At 70.8% G+C, this 23,416-nt stretch carries 21 protein-coding genes; 11 read left to right on the plus strand and 10 right to left on the minus strand.

Annotated features, from left to right (window positions below; translation table 11 throughout):
- The first annotated feature begins 5 nt into the window (after window positions 1-5).
- Both ACZ561_RS08670 and ACZ561_RS08675 read left to right on the plus strand, forming a co-directional pair.
- Entirely contained in the window at window positions 6-425 is a 420-nt protein-coding gene (locus tag ACZ561_RS08670; protein ID WP_470991118.1) for a MerR family transcriptional regulator, read from the plus strand.
- Complete coding sequence (locus ACZ561_RS08675) at window positions 422-1,435, plus strand: aldo/keto reductase (RefSeq protein ID WP_470991120.1); 1,014 nt, start codon at window positions 422-424, stop codon at window positions 1,433-1,435. The genes ACZ561_RS08670 and ACZ561_RS08675 overlap by 4 nt, the downstream gene beginning before the upstream one ends.
- Before the next feature lie 86 nt (window positions 1,436-1,521).
- Here the strand turns inward: ACZ561_RS08675 and ACZ561_RS08680 are convergent, their stop codons facing one another.
- From ACZ561_RS08680 to ACZ561_RS08710, 7 genes are all read right to left on the minus strand, one after another.
- Window positions 1,522-2,718 carry an acyltransferase family protein gene (locus ACZ561_RS08680; RefSeq protein ID WP_470991122.1) on the minus strand — a complete coding sequence of 399 codons (1,197 nt, stop codon included), beginning with the start codon at window positions 2,716-2,718 and terminating at the stop codon, window positions 1,522-1,524.
- Window positions 2,715-3,695: an alpha/beta hydrolase gene (locus tag ACZ561_RS08685; RefSeq protein WP_470991124.1), complete on the minus strand. Its 981-nt coding sequence runs from the start codon at window positions 3,693-3,695 to the stop codon at window positions 2,715-2,717. Before ACZ561_RS08685 ends, ACZ561_RS08680 begins: the two co-directional genes overlap by 4 nt.
- An 874-nt stretch (window positions 3,696-4,569) precedes the next feature.
- The gene (locus ACZ561_RS08690) at window positions 4,570-5,256 is read right to left on the minus strand and encodes a response regulator (RefSeq protein ID WP_470991126.1); all 687 of its coding nucleotides are present in this window, start codon (window positions 5,254-5,256) and stop codon (window positions 4,570-4,572) included.
- Window positions 5,253-6,518, minus strand: a complete 1,266-nt coding sequence (locus ACZ561_RS08695; RefSeq protein WP_470991344.1) for a sensor histidine kinase — start codon at window positions 6,516-6,518, stop codon at window positions 5,253-5,255. The genes ACZ561_RS08690 and ACZ561_RS08695 overlap by 4 nt, the downstream gene beginning before the upstream one ends.
- A 481-nt stretch (window positions 6,519-6,999) precedes the next feature.
- Window positions 7,000-7,896 carry a DUF4429 domain-containing protein gene (locus ACZ561_RS08700; protein ID WP_470991128.1) on the minus strand — a complete coding sequence of 299 codons (897 nt, stop codon included), beginning with the start codon at window positions 7,894-7,896 and terminating at the stop codon, window positions 7,000-7,002.
- Window positions 7,897-7,961: 65 nt separating this feature from the next.
- The gene (locus tag ACZ561_RS08705) at window positions 7,962-9,173 is read right to left on the minus strand and encodes an alpha/beta hydrolase (RefSeq protein ID WP_470991130.1); all 1,212 of its coding nucleotides are present in this window, start codon (window positions 9,171-9,173) and stop codon (window positions 7,962-7,964) included.
- A 301-nt stretch (window positions 9,174-9,474) separates the two neighbouring features.
- Window positions 9,475-10,107, minus strand: a complete 633-nt coding sequence (locus tag ACZ561_RS08710) for a TetR family transcriptional regulator (RefSeq protein WP_470991132.1) — start codon at window positions 10,105-10,107, stop codon at window positions 9,475-9,477.
- Between the two features lie 126 nt (window positions 10,108-10,233).
- Between ACZ561_RS08710 and ACZ561_RS08715 the strand changes: the two genes are divergently transcribed.
- Both ACZ561_RS08715 and ACZ561_RS08720 read left to right on the plus strand, forming a co-directional pair.
- The gene (locus ACZ561_RS08715; protein ID WP_470991134.1) at window positions 10,234-11,856 is read left to right on the plus strand and encodes an MFS transporter; all 1,623 of its coding nucleotides are present in this window, start codon (window positions 10,234-10,236) and stop codon (window positions 11,854-11,856) included.
- Between the two features lie 239 nt (window positions 11,857-12,095).
- Window positions 12,096-12,518: a peptidase inhibitor family I36 protein gene (locus tag ACZ561_RS08720; protein WP_470991136.1), complete on the plus strand. Its 423-nt coding sequence runs from the start codon at window positions 12,096-12,098 to the stop codon at window positions 12,516-12,518.
- Here ACZ561_RS08720 and ACZ561_RS08725 read toward each other — a convergent pair.
- Window positions 12,499-13,374: a potassium channel family protein gene (locus ACZ561_RS08725; protein WP_470991138.1), complete on the minus strand. Its 876-nt coding sequence runs from the start codon at window positions 13,372-13,374 to the stop codon at window positions 12,499-12,501. The two genes, ACZ561_RS08720 and ACZ561_RS08725, sit on opposite strands and share 20 nt — an antisense overlap.
- 66 nt (window positions 13,375-13,440) lie before the next feature.
- Window positions 13,441-16,173: a pyruvate dehydrogenase (acetyl-transferring), homodimeric type gene (gene aceE / locus ACZ561_RS08730; protein WP_470991140.1), complete on the minus strand. Its 2,733-nt coding sequence runs from the start codon at window positions 16,171-16,173 to the stop codon at window positions 13,441-13,443.
- A gap of 400 nt (window positions 16,174-16,573) precedes the next feature.
- Here aceE and ACZ561_RS08735 point away from each other — a divergent pair, with 400 nt between their 5' ends.
- From ACZ561_RS08735 to ACZ561_RS08760, 6 genes are all read left to right on the plus strand, one after another.
- Complete coding sequence (locus ACZ561_RS08735) at window positions 16,574-16,996, plus strand: DUF3052 domain-containing protein (protein WP_137989507.1); 423 nt, start codon at window positions 16,574-16,576, stop codon at window positions 16,994-16,996.
- Window positions 16,997-17,095: 99 nt separating this feature from the next.
- A complete protein-coding gene (locus ACZ561_RS08740) occupies window positions 17,096-17,554 on the plus strand; it encodes a peroxiredoxin (RefSeq protein WP_470991142.1) in 459 nt (152 codons plus the stop codon).
- Window positions 17,555-17,667: 113 nt separating this feature from the next.
- A complete protein-coding gene (locus tag ACZ561_RS08745) occupies window positions 17,668-18,243 on the plus strand; it encodes a TerD family protein (RefSeq protein WP_376437728.1) in 576 nt (191 codons plus the stop codon).
- Window positions 18,244-18,540: 297 nt separating this feature from the next.
- Complete coding sequence (locus ACZ561_RS08750; RefSeq protein WP_470991144.1) at window positions 18,541-19,116, plus strand: TerD family protein; 576 nt, start codon at window positions 18,541-18,543, stop codon at window positions 19,114-19,116.
- A gap of 30 nt (window positions 19,117-19,146) precedes the next feature.
- Window positions 19,147-20,292, plus strand: a complete 1,146-nt coding sequence (locus ACZ561_RS08755; protein ID WP_470991146.1) for a DUF475 domain-containing protein — start codon at window positions 19,147-19,149, stop codon at window positions 20,290-20,292.
- A gap of 96 nt (window positions 20,293-20,388) precedes the next feature.
- Window positions 20,389-21,126: a TerD family protein gene (locus ACZ561_RS08760; protein WP_376444893.1), complete on the plus strand. Its 738-nt coding sequence runs from the start codon at window positions 20,389-20,391 to the stop codon at window positions 21,124-21,126.
- A gap of 33 nt (window positions 21,127-21,159) precedes the next feature.
- On the opposite strand, the gene ACZ561_RS08765 is transcribed toward ACZ561_RS08760, so the two are convergent.
- Complete coding sequence (locus ACZ561_RS08765) at window positions 21,160-22,056, minus strand: TerD family protein (RefSeq protein ID WP_470991148.1); 897 nt, start codon at window positions 22,054-22,056, stop codon at window positions 21,160-21,162.
- A 177-nt stretch (window positions 22,057-22,233) separates the two neighbouring features.
- On the opposite strand from ACZ561_RS08765, the gene ACZ561_RS08770 reads away from it, so the two are divergent.
- Window positions 22,234-23,403 (plus strand): HpcH/HpaI aldolase/citrate lyase family protein, encoded by a 1,170-nt coding sequence (locus ACZ561_RS08770; protein ID WP_470991150.1) that lies wholly within the window; start codon window positions 22,234-22,236, stop codon window positions 23,401-23,403.
- The last annotated feature ends 13 nt before the right edge of the window (window positions 23,404-23,416 follow it).

Here is a 23,416-nt window from a genome sequence, read left to right on the forward strand (position 1 = left end):
GGGTCATGAGCGTGATCGAGAGCACGACCCGGCCGCACGGGCAGGACCGCTACACGATCAGCGAGGTGGCCGCCCTGACCGGGCTCACGGCGCACACCCTGCGCTGGTACGAGCGGATCGGGCTCATGCCGCACGTCGACCGTTCGCACACCGGCCAGCGCCGCTTCGCCCAGCGCGATCTGGACTGGCTGGCCTTCGTCGGCAAGCTCCGGCTGACCGGGATGCCGGTCGCCGCGATGGTGCGGTACGCGGAGCTGGTGCGGGAGGGCGACCACACCCGGGACGAACGGCGCGAGCTCCTGGAGACCACCCGGCGGGACGTGCTCTCCCGGATCGGCGAGCTCCAGGACGCGCTCGCCGTGCTCGACATCAAGATCAGCCACTACGGAAACCACCCGGACCAATGCGGAGGCCCCACCTCATGAGCAGGATCGACACCGTACGGCTCGGCGGCCAGGACGGACCCGAGATCGGCGTCCAGGGCTTCGGCGCCATGGGCATCAGCGAGTTCTACGGCGACACCGACGAGGCCGCCGCCCGCGACACCCTCGACGCGGCGCTGGAGGCCGGCGTCACCCTGATCGACACGGCGGACGTCTACGGCAGCGGCGCCAACGAGGAGTTCCTGGCGCCCTTCGTCGCCGCGCACCGCGACGAGATCACCCTCGCCACCAAGTTCGCCATCGAGCGTCGCGCCGACGACCCGCACCACCGGGGGATCCGCAACGACCGCGCGTACATCCGTCAGGCCGTGGAGGCGAGCCTGCGCCGCCTCGGCATCGAGACGATCGACCTCTACTACATGCACCGGCGCGACCCGGAGATCCCCTTCGCCGAGTCGGTCGGGGCGATGGCGGAGCTCGTACAGGAGGGCAAGGTCAGGCAGCTCGGCCTGAGCGAGGTGACCGGCGCGGAGCTGCGCGAGGCGTACGCGGTGCACCCGATCGCCGCCCTCCAGTCGGAGTGGTCCCTCTTCTCCCGCGACGTGGAGCGCAGCGCCGTCGGCGCGGCGGCCGAGCTGGGCGTGACCTTCGTGCCGTACTCCCCGCTGGGCCGGGGCTTCCTGACGGGCGCCTTCGCGGACGCCTCGAAGGACCTGTCGGGCGGCGACTACCGCCAGTACCAGCCCCGCTTCACCGGCGAGAACGCGGCGAAGAACGCGGCGCTCCTGGAGCCGGTCCTGAAGATCGCGGCGGCGCACGGAGCCTCGGCGGCGCAGATCGCCCTGGCGTGGGTCCAGCAGCGCGCCACGGTCCACGGTCTGACGGTCGTCCCGATCCCGGGCACCCGCAAGCGCACCCGCCTGGAGGAGAACGCGGCGGCGACCCGGATCATCCTGACCGAGCAGGAACTCGCGGAACTGGAGCCGATCGCGGCGCAGGTCGCGGGGGACCGCTACCCGGACATGAGGTCCACGTCGGCGGCGCGGGAGTAGCGCCGGAGTAGGGGAGGGGGCCCCGTCCCGGGTGTCCGGGTGTCCCCCTCCCGGGTGTCCGGGTGTTCCCCTCCCGGGGGCACCCCTCACGCCAGTCCCAGGGCGAAGACAGCGAAGCCCGCCGCGAGGAGGCCTGCCGCCGTGCGGCGGGTCCGGCCCGTGCCGGTCCACGGGGACTCGAAGCCGCGTGCGTACCGGCCGATCAGGACCAACAGACCCGCGAACAGGGGCATCCAGGCCAGCCGGGCGAGGATCCAGCCCACCGAGTCGGGCGCGCCGACCAGGCCCGGGACCTCACCGACGTACGAGGCAGGGATCGCGGCGGCGAGCATCGCCGTCTGGTGCCAGCACAGGATCGTCATCGCGGACAGGTTGACGACGACGACCGGCGCCCACAGCGCGGGCCGCTTCAGGAGCTTGCCGAGCCGGTCGCGGAGCAGGATCGCCGCGCCGCTCTGCGCGGCGGCCAGAGCGAGGACGAGCAGCGACGGCGGGTGGGAGTTGGTGCGGGCCTCGCCGGGAACGCCGACCATCGACGCGGGGTAGCCGAAGGCGAGCAGCAGGGCGGCGAAGAGCGCCGCGCCGCCGAGCAGCAGCCCCCAGGCGTGCCGCCGGGTGACCCGGCCCTCGCCCCAGGAGACGCCGAGCTGGTAGGCGAAGAGCCAGCCGGGCAGGATGTTGAGCAGGCTCAGCCAGGACGGCACGGCGTCGGCGTACGGCCCGTAGCGCAGGAGATCGACGACGGCGACCGAGGCGAGCAGCGGGGCCGCCGCCCACACGCCCGCCCGGCGGGCGGCACGCACGCACAGCGGGGTCAGGGCCGTGACGACCGTGTACACCCCGACGAACCACAGCGGCTGGATCACCAGCGTGGACGCCGTCCGCAGCGTATCGCCCGGCACCCCGAACCCGTAGTGGAGGAGCGGCAGCAGGAGCGCCCAGACGGCCGTCACCCCGAGGACGGGCCGGCCGAGCCGGGCCAGGCGCCCCTTGAGCCATTCGCCGGTGGAGCCCTTCCGCTTCCGGTACGACAGCACGGAGGCGTATCCGCCGACGAGGAAGAAGATCCCCAGCATCTGCAGGATCCAGCTGACGGGAGCGAGTCCGCCGAAGGTGCTGAGCGGGCTGGCGTTGTGGAGAGCTCCGTCGGAGGAGAGCGTGAACCCGCCGAGCAGCCAGTGCCCGGTGGGCACGGCGAGCAGAGCGAGGGCGCGCAGCCCGTCGATCGCCCGGTCGCGGTGGACGGGCGTGCGGGCCTCGATGCGTTCGACGAGCGCGTTCATCGGACATCCCCCTGGGCGATGGCGGCGAAGGTACGGAGGGACTGCGTGCCGGGCGCGAAGTAGCCGTTGTGGCCACGGGCGTCGTCGGCGGGAACATGCCGGGCGCCGAAGGCGGGGTCGGTGGGGTCGGCGCCGTGGCCGAGCCCGGCGAACTCGACGCTGGGGACGCGGTCGATCCAGTCGGACGGGTCCTTGGCGGCCCACACCCGGGCGGAGGTGCGCAGTTCGCCGACGTTCGCGGCGCGCATCCCGGGGGAGCCGAAGACGACGAGGTCCTTGGCCTTGAGGTCCTGGGCGCCCAGGCCGCAGACGACGGAGCCGTAGCTGTGGCAGAACACGGACGGGGCGGGGGCTCCGATCGCGTTCAGTCCGTCGGTCAGCCGGGTGAGCCGCTCCGCGCCGGCCTCGGCGAGGTCCCCGGTGGCGGCGTCGAGGCCGACGCCGACGGGGGTGGTGTAGCCGGCCCAGGAGATGACGGCGGTGCGGCCGTGCGTGGCCCGGCGCAGGGCCTCGGCCATGTCGGTGAGCGGCCGTACGTTCCCGGCGTCGATGTCCGAACCGGGCACGATCACGGCGACGCTGTCGGCCTCGGCGAGGTCGCCGTGAACGAGGGCGATCTGGCCCCGGCCGCGCGGGTCGGAGGCGAGGACCTGCTGCCCGGCGTACTGAGCGCCGAGGGTACGGGCGTTCGCCTCGTACCGCAGTCGCAGTGGAGCGCCGTCGAGGTTGCCGACGACGGAGGGGTGCTCCCGCACGAGCGCCTGCTGCCGACCGGGCGTCAGGCCCTGGAAGAACGCGGCGACTTGGGAGGGCGACATCCGCTCCGGGTCGGGCAGACCGTCCGCCCGCCAGGCCTCCGTGCCGATCGGGGCACCCGTGACGACCTGCTGCGCACTCGCGGAAGCCCAACCGGCCGTCCCGGCGATCACCGTCGTGGCAAGCGCGGCGGCGACCAAGGTCCTCGTGTAGCGGCGCATAGGGGCCCTCCCTCTTCGTGTCTCTCGTCCGTGGCGAGAGGAAGGTAGGAAGAGGACGGGTGACGGCACGTCACACCGGGGGGCCAACTCCCGGCTGATACCGGGGTAGGGGGCGGACGAGGGGCGGGCACCAGGGCGGGGGTGGGGATTTCCCCCGGTGGGGTGGAGGCGTGAGGGAGGGGCTGTCCCCAGGACCGGCGCGCGGGCGCGGCGGGCCTCGGCCTGTCCCATGGGCGGGACTGCGCGGCGGGTCGCTCATCCTCAGGGCCGCCCCAAGCGCCTGCCGGGAGGGGCCGCGGGCGGGACTGCGCGGCGGGTCGCTCATCCTCGGGACCGCCCCAAGCGCCTGCCGGGAGGGTCCGCGCCGGCGAAAGCCGACGGCAGCGCGGGGGCGCCGAGCGGCCGGCCACCCTCACGCCCGGGCGCCGCGCCTCGCCGGAGGTAAGGGCACTACGCGGCGCGAGCAGCTACCCCGAGCCCCGGGGGTCCGGGGGCTTGCTCCGGCCTTCCCCGCCGCGTCCGGACCGGGCGGGGCCGGCCTCGATCCGTGGGCGAGGATCAGCGCCTGCGAGTCGGCGATTCCCGCCACCAGAGCCCGACGGTCCGGGGCCCGCCCCGGCTTCCCGCCCGTGTCCCGCCGGGCGGGACACGCCCCGACCCGTACGCGCAGCGTGTGCCTCCTGCGATTCGGCATCGCCCGCGTCCCGAGCACCGGGAGCCCGGGGCCCGCCCCGGCTTCCCCGCCCGTGTCCCGCCGGGCGGGACACGCCCCGGCCCGTACGCGCAGCGCGTGTCCCCTGCGATTCGGCAGCGCTCGCCACCCGGGCCCCGGGGGGCCGGGGCGCCTGCCCCCGGTTTCGGGGGCCCGGCCGCGTCAGCGTCCCGCGTCCCCCGGCGTCACCAGCCCCGACTCGTACGCGAAGATCACCGCCTGCGCCCGATCGCGCAGATCGAGCTTGGCGAGCACCCGCCCGATATGCGTCTTGACCGTCTGCTCCGCCAGGACCAGCCGGTCCGCGATCTCCTGGTTCGAAAGCCCCCGCGCGATCAGCTCCAGGACCTCCGTCTCACGCGGTGTCAGACCGTTGAGACGCAGCGCCGCCCGGTCCCCCCGCGGCGCCGGCTTCGACGCGGCGAAGTCGGCGATCAGCCGGCGCGTCACCGACGGTGCCAGCAGCGCCTCGCCCGCCGCCACCACCCGTACCGCCGCGATCAGATCGGCCGGCGGAGCATCCTTCAGAAGGAAGCCCGACGCGCCCGCGCGCAGCGCCTCGTACACGTAGTCGTCCACGTCGAACGTGGTCAGCATCAGCACCTTGGGACGGTGCGTGACCCCCACCGGCGGGCTCAGGATCTCCCGCGCCGCCGCGAGACCGTCCATCTCCGGCATCCGTACGTCCATCAGCACCACGTCCGGGTGCGTCGAACGGGCCACCTCCACGCCCTGCTTCCCGTCCGGCGCCTCGCCCACCACGTCGATGTCGGCCTGCGCCGCGAGGAGTGCGGCGAACCCCGCCCGCACCATGGCCTGGTCGTCGACGATGATCACGCGGATGGTCAAGACACGTCCTTTGAGGTCAGCGGGGTCTTCGAGGTCAGCGGGAGCCGGGCCGCGACCCGGAAGCCCCCGTCCGGCAGCGGCCCGGTGTCCAGCGTGCCGCCGGTCAACCGTACGCGTTCCCGCATCCCGATCAGCCCGTGTCCGGTCCCGTCCCCGCCCTCCAGGGGTGAATGGCGCCCGGCGACCGGGGCGTTGACGACCAAGACCGTCAACCAGCCGTCGTCCGAACGGATCGAGACCCGGGTCTCCGCGCCCGGCGCGTGCCGGACCACGTTCGCCAGGGCCTCCTGCACGATCCGGTACGCCGACAGCTCCACCGCCTGCGGTACGTCGCCGAGATCCGCCGCCAGCGACAACTCGGCGGGCACCCCCGCCCGTACCGTCGCCTCGATCAGCTGCTGCACCCGGTCGAGGCCGGGCTGCGGCGCCCGTTCGCCCTCCGTACCCTCGCTGCGCAGCACCACGAGCAGCCGCCGCATCTCGGCGAGCGACTCCCGCGCGCCGGCGGCGATCGAGGTGAACTCCTCGCGCGCCGCCTCCGGCAGGTCCGGGATCCGGTACGGCGCCGAGTCGGCCTGAACCGTGATCACGGACATGTGGTGGGCGACGATGTCGTGCAACTCGCGTGCGATCCGGGCCCGTTCCTCCAGGAGCGTGCTGCGCGCGCGTTCGGCGGCGCTTCGGCGCTCGGCGTCCCCGCGTTCGCGGAGCGCGCCCGTGAGGAGCAGGACGCCTCCGCTCAGCACGAAGAGGAGGATGTGGATGCCGTCGGTGTTCTTCGGCGAGACCGCGGTGAGGACGAAACCGGCCGCCCCCGTCGCCAGCCACACGCCGAGCAGGGTCCGGCGCGGTTCGCGCAGCCCGAGGGCGAGCATCAGGGCGAGGTAGCCGACCACGACCATCGGCGTCCACGGCCAGCTGCGGCCGTCGACCCCGCCCGGGGCCAGCATCACCAGCGCTCCGGCGACGTCGGCGACCCCGATGATCCACCACGCCTGGAGCGGGCGGGTCACGGCGAGCAGCAGCGGCGCGGTCTGGGCGGTGGCGAGGGCACCGGCGAGGGCGCCGTTGACCTGGTAGTCGTTGAGCAGCACCGTGACGGTGACGGGGAGCAGCGAGGCGACGAAGGCGACCGCGATGACGTAGGGGAGCGGCCGCAGCCAGCGCGAGCGCGCCTCGGCGAGCAGCGGGGCGCTCGGTTCCGTCGGGGTCGCGAGGGCGGTACCGAAGGACTGCATCACTCCTCGGACGGGCGCGAGCATCCGGGCGACATGGCGGTCGGCTCCGAGGGAGCGTGTCTTCTTCATGGCCCGCCCAGGTTAGGCAGCCGGGCACCCGAGGGGCGTCATACCGAGGACTCGGTCGGGGGGTGATACCCGGGTATGACGGCCTGATTCCGCGCCTCCGCCCGCCGCGCAAGAGCCCCCATGTGCCCCGACAACGCCACCCGGCCCGGCGCCACTTCCCTGCCTGGCCCACGAGCCCCGCCCGCCGCGCCCGGCCTGCAGAGCTTGGCCCGCCGGGCTTGGCCTGTCGGGCCCGGCCTGGCGAGCTTGGCCTGTCGCGCCCCGTCCGCCGCGCCCGAGCTTGGCCTGTCGCGCCCGGCCTGCCGGTCTTGGCCTGCCGAGCCTGGCCCGTCGAGCTTGGCCTACCGAGCCCGGCCTATCGAGCCTGGCCCGCCGAGCCCGCCCCGCCCCGCCCGCCCCGCCCCGCCCGCCGCGACCCGCCCGCCGCGACCCGCCCTCACAGCTCCGCCAGCAGCTCCGCCTTCTTCGCCGAGAACTCCTCGTCCGTCACCAGACCCGCCCGGTGCAGCTCCCCCAGGTGCCGGATCCGCTCCGCGACCCCCGCCGGGTCCCGCAGCTCCGCCTCCGGGAGCGCGGCCGCCCGGCCCGCGCCGCGGACCGCCGCCAGGACCGCCGCGGCGAACGGCAGGGACTCGTGGACCGGGCCGTAGCCGAGGCCGAAGACGACGGCCGCCGGGTCGCGGTCCGCCTGGGCCGGCCGGGGCTCCCCGGATCGGGGCAGCAGGCGCAGGTACCCGTCGAAGACGTCCGGCGAGCGCCACTCGACCCCGCTGAGCCCCCGTACGGGAAAGGTCTGGTCGCCCGCCTTCCACTTCTCCGAGGACGCGCCCGTCCAGAACCAGCGGAACGACACCAGCGACGTACCGTCGAAGCTCGCCTTCCCGTCGTACGCCTTGAAGGACTGGGGTCCTTGCGGCGCCGCCACGAGGAAGCCGTCCGTCGGCCCGTCCGTCGGCCCGTCCGACGATCTGTCCGGCAGTCCGTCCTCGGGCGTGAGCATCGCCCGCAATTCGTCCCGGTAGTACTCCGCCAGCGTCTCCCGTTCGGCCGGCAGCACCAGTCGGTACGGGTCGCTCCCCTCCTTCAACTGCCCCGCGGCCGCCTCCATCAGAGGATCGGCGCCCGGTCTCGGCACCGCGTGCAGCACGACCGTGCCCCGCTTGCCCGGGGCGAGTGTCACGGACGCCAACGCCTCGTGCGGGATGCGTCGTTCGCGCAGCGTCTGGAACAGTTTCGGTGTGCGGATCCCCCGATCGAAGCGGATGACGACGGCGTCGCTCTCGAACTCCCAGGTGGCATGAATTCCGGCCAGCACATCACCCATGTGCCTCATCGTATGTGGCGTGCGCCCGCGCGTCGCCCCTGTGTGAGGGGCCGAAGTGCCGTGCTCTACGCGCGTCAGACGCCTGCCGCACCGGAGATTCCGCTGCGGCAGGCGCTGTCGACGCTCGCGCAGGTCAGGCTCTGGTACGCACCAACGCCTATGGCCGCGAAGTTGTGGAGGCTCTTGGTGCCCGGCTCGAAATAGCCGGTGTGGCCGATTGCGCCGGCCGCCGAGAGCAGCCGCGCGCCGAACTCCGGCTCCACCGGGTCCGCCCCGTGACCGACCCCGCCGACGGCGACGTGCGGTACGTCCTGGATCCAGTCGTCCGCATCCCGCATCGCCCACACGCGGGCCCGGGTGGACAGTTCGGCCGCGCGCTCCACCCGCATTCCGGGGCTTCCGGCCACGGCTACGTCGGTTACCCGGGAGGGCAGCCGGGCGGCGGCGACCCCGCAGAGCACGGAGCCGTAGCTGTGGCAGAACAGGCTGACACGGGAGGCGCCGGGCAGGGCGTCGGTCATGTCGACGAGCCGTACCGCGCCCGCCGAGGCCAGGCGCCCCATCGCGGCGTCGATGCCGACCCCGACCGGGGCCGTGTAGTCCGCCCAGGCGATGACGGCCGTACGGCTTCCGGGGGCGGCCCGGCGTTGGGCGGCGTACAGCGACTGCGCCATGCCGGCCGGCGCCGTGAACTTGCGGCTGGTCTTCTGGAAGGTCAGCAGATTGGTGTCGACGCCGGGCACGATCACCGAGACCCGCTGCGCCCGGTCCAGATCGCCGAGCACCTCGGCCGTCCGGCCGCCGGCGGTGGGATCGAAGGCGAGGATCTGCCGGTCCTGCCGCATCAGCGAGGTGAAGCGGTGCGCGCGGCGCAGAGCCTCGTGCCGGCCGTCGGCGCTCAGCCTGGGGTCCTCGACCCTGTCGCGCTCGGAATCGAGGGCACGGGCGAGGGCGAGCCGGTTGGCACGGTAGCGGAGGGTGACCGGGGCGCCGTTGAGATTGCCGACGACGAGCGGGTGCGCGTCGGCGAGGAAGGCGCCCTGCGTCGGGCCTATCGAGCGGAAGAACGCGGCGATCGTACGGGCGGGGGCGGCCGGGTCGGGCAGGGCCCGGTGACCGATCCTGCCGTGCAGCCAGGAGGCGAGCGCGGCCTGCCGCGACTCTCCTGGCCCGCGCTGATGCTGGATCGTCGTCCAGCCGGTGGTCGCCAGGAGTACGAACACGACGGCAAGCGCGAGCGTCATGCGCCAGACGGTGAGGGTGGGGGAGGAGTCGAAGGAAGTCACTGCGTCACACCCTAGGAGACGGGTGCGGGGCGTCGGGTGGGCGAGTGACGTGGATCACCTGTGAGGTGAGGCGTGGTGACGTTCCGTACGCGGGGGCGCACGCCTCGCACGTCCGGATTCATCGGCTCCGGAGCGCGTACGGATTCATCGCCTCGGTCACATGTACGGAGTCATCGGCTCGGCGAGGCGTAAGCGGTCGGCGGCTCCGCGACGCGTCCGGATTGATCGGCTCGGTTACGCGTATGCGGTCGGCGCGCTCCACGGCGCGTACGGATTCATCGGCCCGGCGACTCGTCCGGAGTCATCGGCTCCGCCACTCCGGTTCGAGGGCAGGGCCGAGGTTGTCCAGGTAGTACTCGGTCATTTCACGCATCCCCTGCAGCGTCGGGTCCGCGCTCCTGCCCCAGAGTTGACCCGTCACCCTCATGACGCCGCTGAACGCCGCCACCGCGATCCGTGGGCGCGGGTCCTCGTCCACGTCCAGGCCCTCGCGCTCGGCGATCAGCCGGGCGATGGCCTCCTCCATCTCGCTGGAGCGGCGCAGATGGACGGCGAGCAGCGCGGGGGTCGACTCGATCATCTGGAAGGTGCGCAGATGCAGTTCGAGGGGGACGACCTCCATGATCGCCTCGCCGATGGTGTCCCAGGCGGCGAGTACGGCGTTGCGCAGCGCGTCGAGCGGGCCCTCCTCGGCGGGTCGTTCGGCCAGCGCCTGGACGAAGCGTTCCTCCACCATCTGCTGGACGGCGAAGGCGGCCTCCTCCTTGGAGGAGAAGTAGCGGAAGAAGGTGCGCTGGGAGACCTCGACCGCGTCGGCGATCTCGTCGACGGTGGTCTGCTCGTATCCCTGGGTCGTGAACAGCTCGAGGGCGACGCGCAGCAGCGCGTCCCGTGTGCGCTGCTTCTTTCGTTCCCGCAGACCGGAAACCGTCACCGGATGGCCCTCTTTTCGCCACTTTTCAAGGCTTCGTGCAGCTCAGGGTACCTGTGAGCTACGTGACAGTTACCGTCGTGTGAATTGCTTTGTCAATTGTCAGTGACTGACATTAGCCTCACCCGCATGACTAGTCAGACCACCGTGGAAAAGGCCCCGCAGGGTCAGGGGGGTGACCGGAGCCCCGCCCCGGCTCCGGCGAAGGGCCTGCGAGGCCACCCCTGGCTGACGCTGTTCGCCGTGGCGGTCGGCGTGATGATGGTCGCGCTCGACGGCACGATCGTCGCCATCGCCAACCCCGCCATCCAGGCCGACCTCGGCGCCACCCTGGACCAGCTCCAGTGGATCACCAACGGGTATCTTCTGGCGCTCGCCGTCGCCCTGATCACCGCCGGCAAGCTCGGTGACCGCTTCGGTCACCGCCAGACCTTCCTGATAGGCATCGCCGGCTTCGCCGCCGCCTCCGGTGCGATCGGCCTGTCCGACTCGATCGCCTTCGTGATCGCCTTCCGCGTCCTCCAGGGCCTCTTCGGCGCCCTGTTGATGCCGGCCGCGCTCGGCCTGCTGCGAGCCACCTTCCCCGCCGAGAAGCTCAACATGGCCATCGGCATCTGGGGCATGGTCATCGGCGCCTCCACGGCGGGCGGACCGATCCTCGGCGGCTTCCTCGTCGAGCACGTCAGCTGGCAGTCCGTCTTCTTCATCAACGTGCCGGTCGGTGTCCTCGCGCTGGTGCTCGGCCTGGTGATCCTCAAGGACCACCGCGCCGAGAACGCCCCGCGCTCCTTCGACATCCTCGGCATCGTGCTGCTCTCCGGGGCGATGGGAGCGCTCATCTGGGGCATCATCCAGGCGGGCGCGGACTGGGGCTGGGCGAGCGGCAACACGTGGGGCTGCATCGGCGGCGCCATCCTGCTGTTCGTGCTCTTCGCCCTCTGGGAGACCAAGGTCAAGGAGCCGCTCATCCCGCTGGGGATGTTCCGCTCCGTGCCGCTCTCGGCCGGTGTGGTCCTGATGGTCCTGATGGCCTTCGCGTTCATGGGCGGCCTGTTCTTCGTGACCTTCTACCTCCAGGGCGTGAAGGGGCTCGGCCCGATCGACGCCGGACTTCACCTGCTGCCGCTGACCGCGATGATGATCGTCTCCTCGCCGCTGGCGGGTGCGCTCATCACCAAGTTCGGCCCGCGCATCCCGCTCGTCGGCGGCATGGTGTGCACCGCGGCCGCGATGTTCGGCATGATCACGCTCACCGAGGGCACCGGGACGCTCGCGATGTCCCTCTGGTTCGCCCTGCTCGGGCTGGGTCTGGCCCCGGTGATGGTCGGCGCCACCGAGGTCATCGTCGGCAACGCCCCGCTGGAGCTCTCCGGTGTCGCGGGCGGACTGCAGCAGGCCGCGATGCAGGTGGGCGGTGCGCTCGGTACGGCCGTGCTCGGCGCGGTCATGTCCTCCAAGGTCTCCGGCGACTTCGCGGTGAACTGGACGGCCGCCGGAATCCCGGGCGCGCCCGACTCCCGTCTGGAGCAGGCCGCGGAGTTCGGCATGGTCCCGTCGGGGCTGGCGCAGGCGCCCGGCATGACCCCGGACCTGATCGACCGGATCGGCGGCGTCATCCACGACACCTTCATGGACGGCATGGGCCTGGCCTTCACCGTCGCCGGTGTCGTCGCCGTCGTCGCGGCCGGCGTCGCCACGCTCACCAAGCGCGGTGCGAACGCGGAGGCGGGTGCGGGCGGCGCCCACATCTGACGTCTGCCTGGTGAAATGACGGCCCCGCCGGACCCGGTCCGGCGGGGCCGTCACCTCTTCGAGTGAACCGACCCTTGGCCTCTTCCCAACTGGCTGTGACCTCCGTCAGAGTTCTGATTACAGAGAGTTACGAAATCGGGGGGTTGGTCACCATGTACACGAAGCTCGTCAGGCGCCAGGCACGCCAGCACGCAAACCATCGCGCAACCCATCACGCAACCCATCCGGCCCACCACGACGTGGGCCGCCACGCACTCCGGCGCGTCCTTCTGGCGGCACTGGCGGCCACCTTGCTCACCGCCTTGCCCGCCCTGCCCGTGGCAGCCGCTCCGGCCGCCCAGGCCGCTCGGGCGGCGGCTCAGGCCGCTCCGGCACCCAGGCTCGGGGCCTGTGCGCCCGGCCAGTTGTGCCTGTGGTCCAAGGCGGACTTCCGGGGTACGGCGTGGACGCACGAGCTGGCCGACACCGACGTCGAGAGCTGCGTCGCCCTGCCGCCGGGCACGAGCGCCCAGGCACTGGCCAACCGCACCGGGCGGCCGGTCACGACGTACCAGTCCGCGGAGTGCGCCGAGACGGGGGAGTTCGAGACCTATCCGGGGCGCGGGATCTGGGTGCCCCAGAGTCCGTATCAGGTCAGAGCCTTCAAGATCTGGGAGCGGTAGGGATCTCGCCCTGCGGCGGCACGGAGGCGGGCGCGGAGGCCGGCGCGGAGGCCGGCGCGGAGGTGGGCGCGGAGGTGGGCGCGGACGTCTGCACGGAGGCCAGCGCGGACGTCTGCGCGGAGGCCGGCGTGGAGGTGGGCGCGGAGGCCGGTGCGGAGAGCCGCGCCACCTCGCCGCGCAGCTCCTGGACCTCCCGGGTCAGGGCCTCCAGGAGCTCGGTCTGCCGGCGGTCCTGGGCGTCGTCCCGCTCGAAGCGGGAGATGAACCAGGCCGCGATGTTGGCGGTCACCACACCGAGCAGGGCGATCCCCGAGAGCATCAGGCCCACGGCGAGGACGCGGCCGAGACCCGTGGTCGGGGCGTGGTCGCCGTAGCCGACGGTCGTCATCGTCGTGAACGACCACCACACCGCGTCGCCCAGCGTCTTGATGTTCCCGTTCGGGGCTGTGCGCTCCACGTGCAGCACGGCCAGTGAGCCGAACATCAGCAGCCCGACCACCGCGCCCGCCACATAGGTGGTGAGCGTGATCTGCGGGGCCATCCGGGCCCGCCGGCCCACCAGGAGCAGCGTGGAGACCAGCCGCAGCAGCCGCAGCGGCTGCACCAGCGGAAGCAGGACAGCGAGGAGGTCGAGCGGATGTCCGCATACGAACCGCCACTTTGCCGGAGCCAGCGTCAGCCGCACGGCGTAGTCGACGGCGAACGCGCCCCACACCACCCACTCCATTGCCAGACACAGCTCATGGACCCGGCGATCGGCATCAGGCGCCACGATCGGAATGGCGTACGCAATGCCGAACGCCACTGCCAGGATCAGCAGTGGCGTCTGGGTGCGCTTCTCCCAGCGTTCCTTCATGCCGGGAATCGTATGGGGGGTGCGGGGGCGCATTCGCCCCCGCACCCGCACCACACGGTGATGCCGTTACGCGTCGCCGCCGGCGGGACCCGGGTCCGCGGCCGCCACGTCGAGCAGCTGGTAGCGGTCCACGGCCTGCTTCAGCACCGACCGGTCGACCTTGCCCTCGCGGGCGAGTTCGGTGAGGACGGCGAGGACGATCGACGGGGCGTCGATGTGGAAGAACCGACGGGCCGCACCCCGCGTGTCCGCGAAGCCGAAGCCGTCCGCGCCCAGCGAGGTGTAGGTCCCCGGCACCCAGCGGGAGATCTGGTCCGGAACCGAGCGCATCCAGTCGGAGACGGCGACGAACGGGCCCTGGGCCGAGGACAGCTTCCGAGTCACGTACGGGACGCGCTGCTCCTCGTCCGGGTGGAGCAGGTTGTGCCGGTCGACCTCGACGGCCTCGCGGCGCAGCTCGTTCCAGGACGTGGCGGACCAGACGTCGGCCCGTACGTTCCACTCCTCGGCGAGGATCCGCTGTGCCTCGACCGCCCACGGCACGGCGACACCGGAGGCCATGATCTGCGCGGGGATCGCGCCGGCCTCGCCCGCCTTGTAGCGGTGGATGCCCTTGAGGATGCCCTCGGCGTCCACGTTCTCGGGCTCGGCCGGGTGCTGGATCGGCTCGTTGTAGACGGTCAGGTAGTAGAAGATGTCCTCGGCGTCCGGGCCGTACATCCGCTTCAGGCCGTCCTGGACGATGTGCGCGATCTCGAAGCCGAAGGCCGGGTCGTAGGCGACACAGCCCGGGTTCGTCGAGGCGAGCAGGTGCGAGTGGCCGTCCGCGTGCTGGAGGCCCTCACCGGTCAGCGTCGTACGGCCGGCGGTGGCACCGAGCACGAAGCCGCGCGCGAGCTGGTCGGACATCTGCCAGAACTGGTCGCCGGTCCGCTGGAAACCGAACATCGAGTAGAAGACATAGACCGGGATCAGCGGCTCGCCGTGCGTGGCGTAGGCGGAACCCGCCGCGATCAGCGAGGCCGTGCAGCCGGCCTCGGAAATGCCGTCGTGCAGCATCTGCCCGGTCGGGGACTCCTTGTACGCGAGCAGCAGCTCGCGGTCCACGGCCTCGTACTGCTGGCCCAGCGGGTTGTAGATCTTGGCGCTCGGGAAGAACGAGTCCATGCCGAACGTGCGGTACTCGTCCGGCGCGATCAGCACGAACCGCTTGCCGATCTCCTTGTCCCGCATCAGGTCCTTGAGCAGCCGGACGAACGCCATCGTGGTGGCGATCGACTGCTGGCCGGAGCCCTTCTTCACCGGGGCGTAGGTCTTCTCCTCGGGCAGGACCAGCGGCTTCGCACGCACGACACGCGTCGGGACGTACCCGCCGAGCGCCTTGCGGCGGTCGTGCATGTACTGGATCTCCTCGGAGTTCCGGCCCGGGTGGTAGTACGGCGGCAGGCCGCCCTCCAGCTGAGCGTCCGTGATCGGGATGTGCAGCCGGTCGCGGAAGCGCTTGAGGTCGTCGACCGTCAGCTTCTTCATCTGGTGGGTCGCGTTGCGGCCCTCGAAGTTCGGGCCCAGCGTCCAGCCCTTGACGGTCTGCGCGAGCACCACGGTCGGCTGGCCCTTGTGGGCCTTGGCCGCCGCGAAGGCCGCGAAGATCTTCTTGTGGTCGTGGCCGCCACGGCCGAGGTGAAGGATCTGGTGGTCCGACATGCCCTCGACCATCGAGCGCAGCCGCTGGTCGTCGCCGAAGAAGTGGTCGCGGATGTACGCGCCGGTCTCCGTCGCATACGTCTGGAACTGGCCGTCGGGCGTGGTGTTCAGCTTGTTGACCAGGATGCCGTCGCGGTCCTGGGCGAGCAGCGGGTCCCAGGAGCGGTCCCAGATCAGCTTGATGACGTTCCAGCCGGCACCGCGGAACTGCGACTCCAGCTCCTGGATGATCTTGCCGTTGCCGCGCACCGGGCCGTCGAGGCGCTGCAGGTTGCAGTTGACGACGAAGGTCAGGTTGTCCAGGCCCTCGCGGGCGGCGATGGACAGCTGGCCGAGCGACTCCGGCTCGTCCATCTCGCCGTCGCCCAGGAACGCCCAGACGTGCGACTTGGAGGTGTCGGCGATGCCGCGCGCCTCCATGTAGCGGTTCATCCGGGCCTGGTAGATCGCGCCGAGCGGGCCGAGACCCATCGAGACGGTCGGGAACTCCCAGAAGTCCGGCATCAGCCGCGGGTGCGGGTACGAGGAGAGCCCGTTCGGGTACTTCGACTTCTCCTGGCGGAAGGCGTCGAGCTGCGTCTCGTTCAGCCGGTCGAGGAGGTAGGCGCGGGCGTAGATGCCGGGGGAGGCGTGGCCCTGGAAGAAGATCTGGTCGCCGCCGTCGCCCTCGTCCTTGCCGCGGAAGAAGTGGTTGAAGCCGACGTCGTACAGCGAGGCGGAGGAGGCGAAGGTGGCGATGTGGCCGCCGACCCCGATGCCCGGGCGCTGCGCGCGCGAGACCATGACGGCCGCGTTCCAGCGCGTCGCGTTGAGGACCTTGCGCTCGATCTCCTCGTTGCCCGGGAAGAAGGGCTCGTCCCGGGTCGCGATCGTGTTGACGTAGTCCGTGCTGCGCATCTCGGGCACGGCCACGCGCTTCTCGCGGGCCCGCTCGATCAGGCGGAGCATCAGGTAGCGGGCTCGCTCACGGCCCCGCTCGTCGACGGCGGCGTCGAGGGAGTCGAGCCATTCCTGAGTCTCTTCGGGATCGAAGTCCGGGACCTGGCTGGGAAGGCCGCCAATGATGATCGGGTTGCGATCGGATCCGGAAGCCACGCTGTTCCTTCGCTGTTCGGTGGAGCCCACGGGAAGGCCGGGATGTCCATCGTGTACCCCGTCGGTGTCAAACGTCATCTCTACCGAGGGGTAACCCCCGCTGGGCGCCTGGTTGGGTCAAATCGCAACCTTACGCCCAACCCGCGCATGCGTTTCGTCACCATGTTCGGCAGACTGAAGCCGCGGAAGAACGCAAAGCGGGACGAAGCGTGTGCCATTTGTCACGGAGCGAAGTGGAACCGGACCGGAAGATGCGGCGAGACGGCCCCAAACGTCACCGTTTCGGCGGTCTCGGGGGCCGGGTACTTGCGCGATCCGCCCAGCCCGTGTGGACTACGGCCAGCGCCGCGCGTACGCACGTGGCCGAAGCATTTTCCGATACATGATCAGGAGGCAAGCCGTGAGCGCGACCGCGGACCACGCGGAGGAGCGGACCAACCCGGCAGCGAGGCTGGGGTTCGAGCCCGGACAGGTGGTCCAGGAGATCGGTTACGACGACGACGTCGATTTCGATCTCCGCGAAGGCATCGAGTCCATCATCGGGTCGGACCTCGCTGACGAGGACTACGACGACGTCGCTGACGCCGTCGTGCTCTGGTTCCGCGACGAGGACGGAGATCTGACGGACTCCCTGGTCGATGCCATTGGCCTGCTGGAGGACGGCGGGGTCGTTTGGCTGCTGACGCCGAAGACGGGCCGAGACGGCTACGTCGAGCCCAGCGACATCAGTGACGCCGCGCAGACCGCCGGCTTCTCCCAGACCAAGAGCATCAGCGTGGCCAAGGACTGGTCGGGCAGCCGACTGGTCGCCCCCAAGCGCTGATTCCCAAGCAGCAGGAGCCCCCGCCGGCACAGCCGGCGGGGGCTCTGTGCGTAGGCTGGGCCTTTCACCTGTCCGGTCCAGTGAAGGGATGCGCACGCCATGGCGATCGAGGTCGGCACCAAGGCCCCGGAGTTCGAGCTCAAGGACAACCACGGCCGCACCGTGAAGCTCTCCGACTTCAAGGGCGAGAAGAACGTGGTGCTGCTCTTCTACCCCTTCGCCTTCACCGGCGTCTGCACCGGCGAGCTGTGCGAGCTGCGCGACAACCTGCCGAAGTTCGTCAACGACGACACCCAGCTCCTCGCGGTCTCCAACGACTCCATCCACACCCTGCGCGTCTTCGCCGAGCAGGAGGGCCTGGAGTACCCGCTGCTCTCCGACTTCTGGAAGCACGGCGACGCCTCGCGCGCCTACGGCGTCTTCGACGAGGAGAAGGGCTGCGCAGTGCGCGGCACCTTCATCATCGACAAGGAGGGCGTGATCCGCTGGACCGTCGTGAACGCCCTTCCGGACGCCCGGGACCTCGGCGAGTACGTGAAGGCCCTCGACACTCTCTGACCATCGGGGCGAATCGTCTGTCCAGGCCGGGAACCCGTCACTAGGATCCACTCGTTGATCCGATGCCAACGCACGACGGGGGCGCTGCCCCTGGTAACCACATGGAGGGACTCGTGGGAGTCAGCCTCAGCAAGGGCGGCAACGTCTCGCTGACCAAGGAGGCCCCTGGCCTGACCGACGTCACCGTCGGTCTCGGCTGGGACGTCCGCACCACCACCGGGACGGACTTCGACCTCGACGCCAGCGCCATTCTGGTCAGCGCGGAGGGCAAGGTCCGCAACGACCAGGACTTCGTGTTCTTCAACAACCTGAAGAGCGCCGACGGCTCGGTCGAGCACACCGGTGACAACCTCACCGGCGAGGGCGAGGGCGACGACGAGCAGGTCAAGGTCAGCCTGGCCACGGTGCCCGCCGATGTAGCCAAGATCGTCTTCCCGGTGTCGATCTACGACGCCGAGAACCGCCAGCAGTCCTTCGGTCAGGTCCGCAACGCGTTCATCCGCGTCGTGAACCAGGCCGGCGGCGCCGAGATCGCCCGGTACGACCTCTCCGAGGACGCCTCGACCGAGACCGCCATGGTCTTCGGCGAGCTGTACCGCAACGGCGCGGAGTGGAAGTTCCGCGCCGTGGGCCAGGGCTATGCCTCCGGCCTGCGGGGTATCGCGGCGGACTTCGGCGTCAACGTCTGAGTCACGCACGACTGATCCGTCCGGCGCCGCACTCTCCGTGCGGCGCCGGACGTGCCTCATCGGCAGTGCCCGTCAGCGGCGCCATCCGCACCGCCTCGCAGGCACGGCCTCGCAGGCACCACCTCACGGGCACCGCACCACCGACAGCTGCGCCGCCCACAGCGCCGCACCGACACCACCTCACGGGCACCGCACCACCGACAGGTGCGCCCGCCCGTCGCGCGCACCGCAGACAGCGCCGCACCACCAGCGCCTCATCAGCAGGACCGAGCAGCACTCACCGGGGAGGAACCACACATGGGCGTCACGCTCGCCAAGGGAGGCAATGTCTCCCTCTCCAAGGCCGCACCCAACCTCACCCAGGTGCTGGTCGGCCTCGGCTGGGACGCGCGCTCCACCACCGGAGCGCCCTTCGACCTCGACGCCAGCGCCCTGCTGTGCGAGTCGGGACGGGTGCTCGGCGACGAGTACTTCATCTTCTACAACAACCTGAAGAGCCCCGAGGGCTCCGTCGAACACACCGGCGACAACCTCACCGGCGAGGGTGACGGCGACGACGAGTCGCTCATCGTGGACCTGATCAGGGTCCCGGCACACTGCGACAAGATCATCTTCCCGGTCTCGATCCATGAGGCCGACAACCGGGGTCAGACCTTCGGCCAGGTCAGCAACGCCTTCATCCGCGTGGTGAACCAGGCGGACGGCCAGGAGCTCGCCCGCTACGACCTCTCCGAGGACGCCTCCACCGAGACCGCGATGATCTTCGGCGAGCTGTACCGGTACGGGGGCGAATGGAAGTTCCGGGCGGTGGGGCAGGGGTACGCGTCCGGCCTCCGGGGCATCGCTCTAGACTTCGGGGTCAACGTTTCGTAAAGCCGCGTACTTTTAACGATGGGGTAGACAGTGGTTCTGAAAACCTTCGGCTGGTCGTTCGCCATCACGGCGCTCGGGCTGGTCGCAGCGGTGCTCTACGGGGGGTGGGAAGCGTTCGGGATCGTCGCGATCCTGTGCATCCTCGAGATCTCGCTGTCCTTCGACAATGCGGTGGTCAACGCCGGAATTCTGAAGAAGATGAATGCCTTCTGGCAGAAGATCTTCCTCACGATCGGCATCCTGATCGCCGTCTTCGGCATGCGCCTGGTCTTCCCCGTCGTGATCGTCGCGATCAGCGCCAAGATCGGCCCCATCGAGGCCGTCGATCTCGCCCTCAACGATGCCGAGCGCTACGAGCAGCTCGTGACCGACGCACACCCGTCGATCGCGGCCTTCGGCGGCATGTTCCTGCTGATGATCTTCCTCGACTTCATCTTCGAGGACCGTGACATCAGGTGGCTCGGCTGGCTGGAGCGCCCGCTGGCCAAGCTCGGCAAGATCGACATGCTGTCGGTCTGCATCGCCCTGATCGTCCTGGCGATCAGCGCCATGACCTTCGCGACCCAGGCTCACCAGCACGGCGGTACGCACGTCGACAAGGCGGCGACCGTCCTGCTCTCGGGCGTCTTCGGCCTCATCACGTACCTCGTCGTCGGCGGTCTCTCCGGCTACTTCGAGAACAAGCTGGAGGAGGAAGAGGAGCGCGAGCACGAGGCCGAGGAGGAGGCCAAGCGCAGCGGCAAGCCCGTCTCCGCCGTGCAGCTGGCCGGCAAGGCCGCCTTCTTCATGTTCCTCTACCTCGAGGTCCTCGACGCGTCGTTCTCCTTCGACGGTGTCATCGGCGCCTTCGCCGTCACCAACGACATCGTCCTGATGGCGCTCGGCCTCGGCGTCGGCGCGATGTACGTCCGTTCGCTGACGGTCTACCTGGTCCGCCAGGGCACCCTCGACGACTACGTCTACCTGGAGCACGGCGCCCACTACGCCATCGGCGCGCTCGCGGTGATCCTCATGATCAGCATCCGCTACCAGATTCCCGAGGTCGTCACCGGCCTCATCGGTGTCGCCTTCATCGGCTGGTCCTTCTGGTCCTCCGTCCGCCGTAACAGGGCATTGGCGGCGGCCGAGGGAAAAGCTGACTCCTCGGGCAAGACCGAGGTGTCTTCCGGGGTGTGACACCCCCGGCAACGAGGAACGCTTCACAGCGGGGCGGCCGGTGCACCCGGCCGCCCCGCCGCGTATGCCATGGCATCAAATGGGGGGTGGGGGCACATGGCCTTCTGGGACGGCCTCTTTCCGGGCAGGGCCGCGCAGTTCGACTCGGGCAGCGCGTCCAGCAACTCCATCGACCTCACGAAACGGCGCCCGTCGGTCTCCCTGACCAAGCAGGGCGCCGCCACCGGCAATCTCCGGGTCAACCTCTCCTGGCGGATGCGCACCTCCGACATCGAGGGCCGCTCACGCCAGAGCGGCCAGCTGCTCCGCCACCCCTCGAAGCTCTTCAAGCCCGAGGTCGTCCAGGCGCACACCCAGAGCATGGTCAACGTCGACCTGGACCTCGGCTGCATGTACGAGCTGGCGGACGGCAGCAAGGGCGTCGTGCAGCCGCTGGGCAACTTCTTCGGGTCCCTGAACGCGCCGCCGTACGTGAACCTGAGCGGCGACGACCGGTTCGGCGGCTCGTCCGGCGAGACGATCTTCGTCAATCTCGACCACCGGGACGAGATCAAGCGGCTGCTGTTCTTCGTCTACATCTACGACCAGACCCCGGCCTTCGACCGCACCCACGCCAAGGTCACGCTCTACCCCAGCAACGGGCCGCGGATCGAGATCGAACTGGACGAGCGCGCCCCGCAGGCCCGCTCCTGCGCGGTGTTCACCGTCGAGAAGGTCAAGGACGAGCTGATCGTCCGCCGTGAGGTGAAGTTCGTGTACGGCTTCCAGGCGGAACTGGACCGGCTGTACGGGTGGGGCCTGCAGTGGGGGCGCGGCTACAAGACCAAGGCCTGACCCGTGGCCTCACGGGCAGAGCCGAGGCCGGCCTTACGGGCGGACGAACTGCGGGCCCATCGGAGGCAGCCGGAAGTTCGGGTCCGGAGCGGGCGCGGCGGCCGCCGCGGGCTGCGGATAGCCGTACGCGGGCTGTGCGGGCGTGGCGGGCTGCGGATAGCCGTAGGCGGGCTGCGCCGGGGAGGCGGGCTGTGGGTAGCCGTAGGCGGGCTGCGCGGGCGTGGCAGGCTGCGGGTAGCCGTAGCCCGGTACGGGCGCCGGGGGAGTGGTCGGCTGCGGCGGTACGGACACGGGAGGCTGGACGACCGTCGCGTCGAGCCCCGGCTCCGCGGCGGCCGGAGCCTCGCCCGCTCCCGCGTCGGAGGTCCCCTCGTCCGTGCCCTCGTCCACCGAGATCCCGAAGTCGGTGGCGAGCCCGACGAGCCCGGTCGGATAGCCCTGCCCCACCGCACGGAACTTCCAGCCGTCCCCGCGGCGGTACAGCTCGCCGCAGATGATCGCCGTCTCCTCGCCCGTCTCCGCCTTCACATCGAACAGGGCCAGCGGCTCCCCGTCCGCCGCACCCGCGTCGTACAGCAGAATCCGCAGGTCGGAGACGGAACGGAAGGTGTCGCCGTCCGAGGAGGCCGCGATCACCACCTGGTCGACCGACGGGTCCAGCCCGCCGAGATCGGCCTCGACCGTGTCGGTCAGCCCCTCCGCCACCCGCTTCTTCGGCAGCCGTCGCACCAGCCCCGAGGGATGGCGTGGCTGGTTGTAGAAGACGAAGTCCTCGTCGGAACGCACACGACCGTCGGCGCCGAGGAGCAGCGCCGAGGCATCCACGTCGGGGACCCCGGGTCCCGGGGTCCAGCGGAGCACGGCCCGTACGGCCGCGGTGTCGAGAGGGACGTTGGAGCCCTTCAGCATCGCGTGCGTCATGACCGTCATCCTGCCTTCCCGGTCCGCCCGTGGACAACGCGGGGGCCATGGCGAACGGGGAGAGATGCGCCGGATGCGGATGAGTTACCTGGATTTCATGATGGAAGGGAACTAAGGACACCCGCACCTACGTACTATTACCGGCCACATGTCGTCAGGGCCCAGAGAGGCAGTCGGGGGAGTTACATGCGTCATTTCGGGCACATCCCGTCCGCTTCGCGGGCCGGGCTGTTCCATAGGGAGCCGGCCGAGTTCACCGCCGACTCGCCCGCGAGCACGCTCGCCGTGGCCCTGGGGGCCACCCTCTACAGCCCGGCCACCCGGCCGCGGCTCGCCGACGACGTGCGCAAACAGGCCGCACGCGGGGTCGTCTCCATGGTGCTGTGCCTCGAGGACTCCATCGACGACGCCGAGGTGGAGGCGGCCGAGGCCAACCTCGTCCGCCAGTTCGCCGACCTCGCGGCTGCGGACGCCCCCCAGGATGTGCCCCTGCTCTTCATCCGGGTCCGCGAGCCCCGCCAGATCACCGATCTGGTCGCACGGCTCGGCGACAGTGTCCACCTGCTGTCCGGCTTCGTGCTGCCGAAGTTCACCGAGACACGCGGACGGGCCTTCCTCGAAGCCCTCACCGTCGCCGAGAGGGCGAGCGGACGGCGGCTTTTCGCCATGCCCGTCCTCGAATCGCCCGAGCTTCTGCACCTGGAGACCCGCGCCGAGACCCTCGCCGGCATCGCCGCGACCGTAGACAAGTACCGCGAGCGGGTCCTCGCCCTGCGGCTCGGCGTCACCGACTTCTGCTCCGCGTACGGACTGCGCCGCCCGCCCGACATGACGGCCTACGACGTCCAGCTCGTCGCCCATGTCATCGCCGACGTCGTCAACGTCCTCGGCCGCTCCGACGGCACCGGCTTCACCATCACCGGGCCCGTCTGGGAGTACTTCCGGCTCGGCGAGCGCATGTTCAAGCCCCAGCTGCGCCGCAGCCCCTTCCTGGAGGGCAGCGCGGAGGACCTGCGCACCGCGCTCATCGAGCACGACCTCGACGGGCTGCTGCGCGAGATCGAACTCGACCGGGCCAACGGTCTGCTCGGCAAGACCTGTATCCACCCCACCCATGTGGTGCCGGTGCACGCACTCTCCGTGGTCAGCCACGAGGAGTACAGCGACGCCCAGGACATCCTGCGGCCCGAACGCGGCGGGGGCGGCGTGATGCGTTCCGCGTACACGAACAAGATGAACGAGGTGAAGCCGCATCGCGCGTGGGCCGAGCGGACCCTCCTGCGCGCCGAGGTCTTCGGCGTCGCCAAGGAGGACGTCGGCTTCGTCGATCTGCTCACCGCCGGACTGGCCGGCTGACGGAAGGTGAAGG

This window comes from Streptomyces sp. NPDC039609, assembly GCF_055596705.1.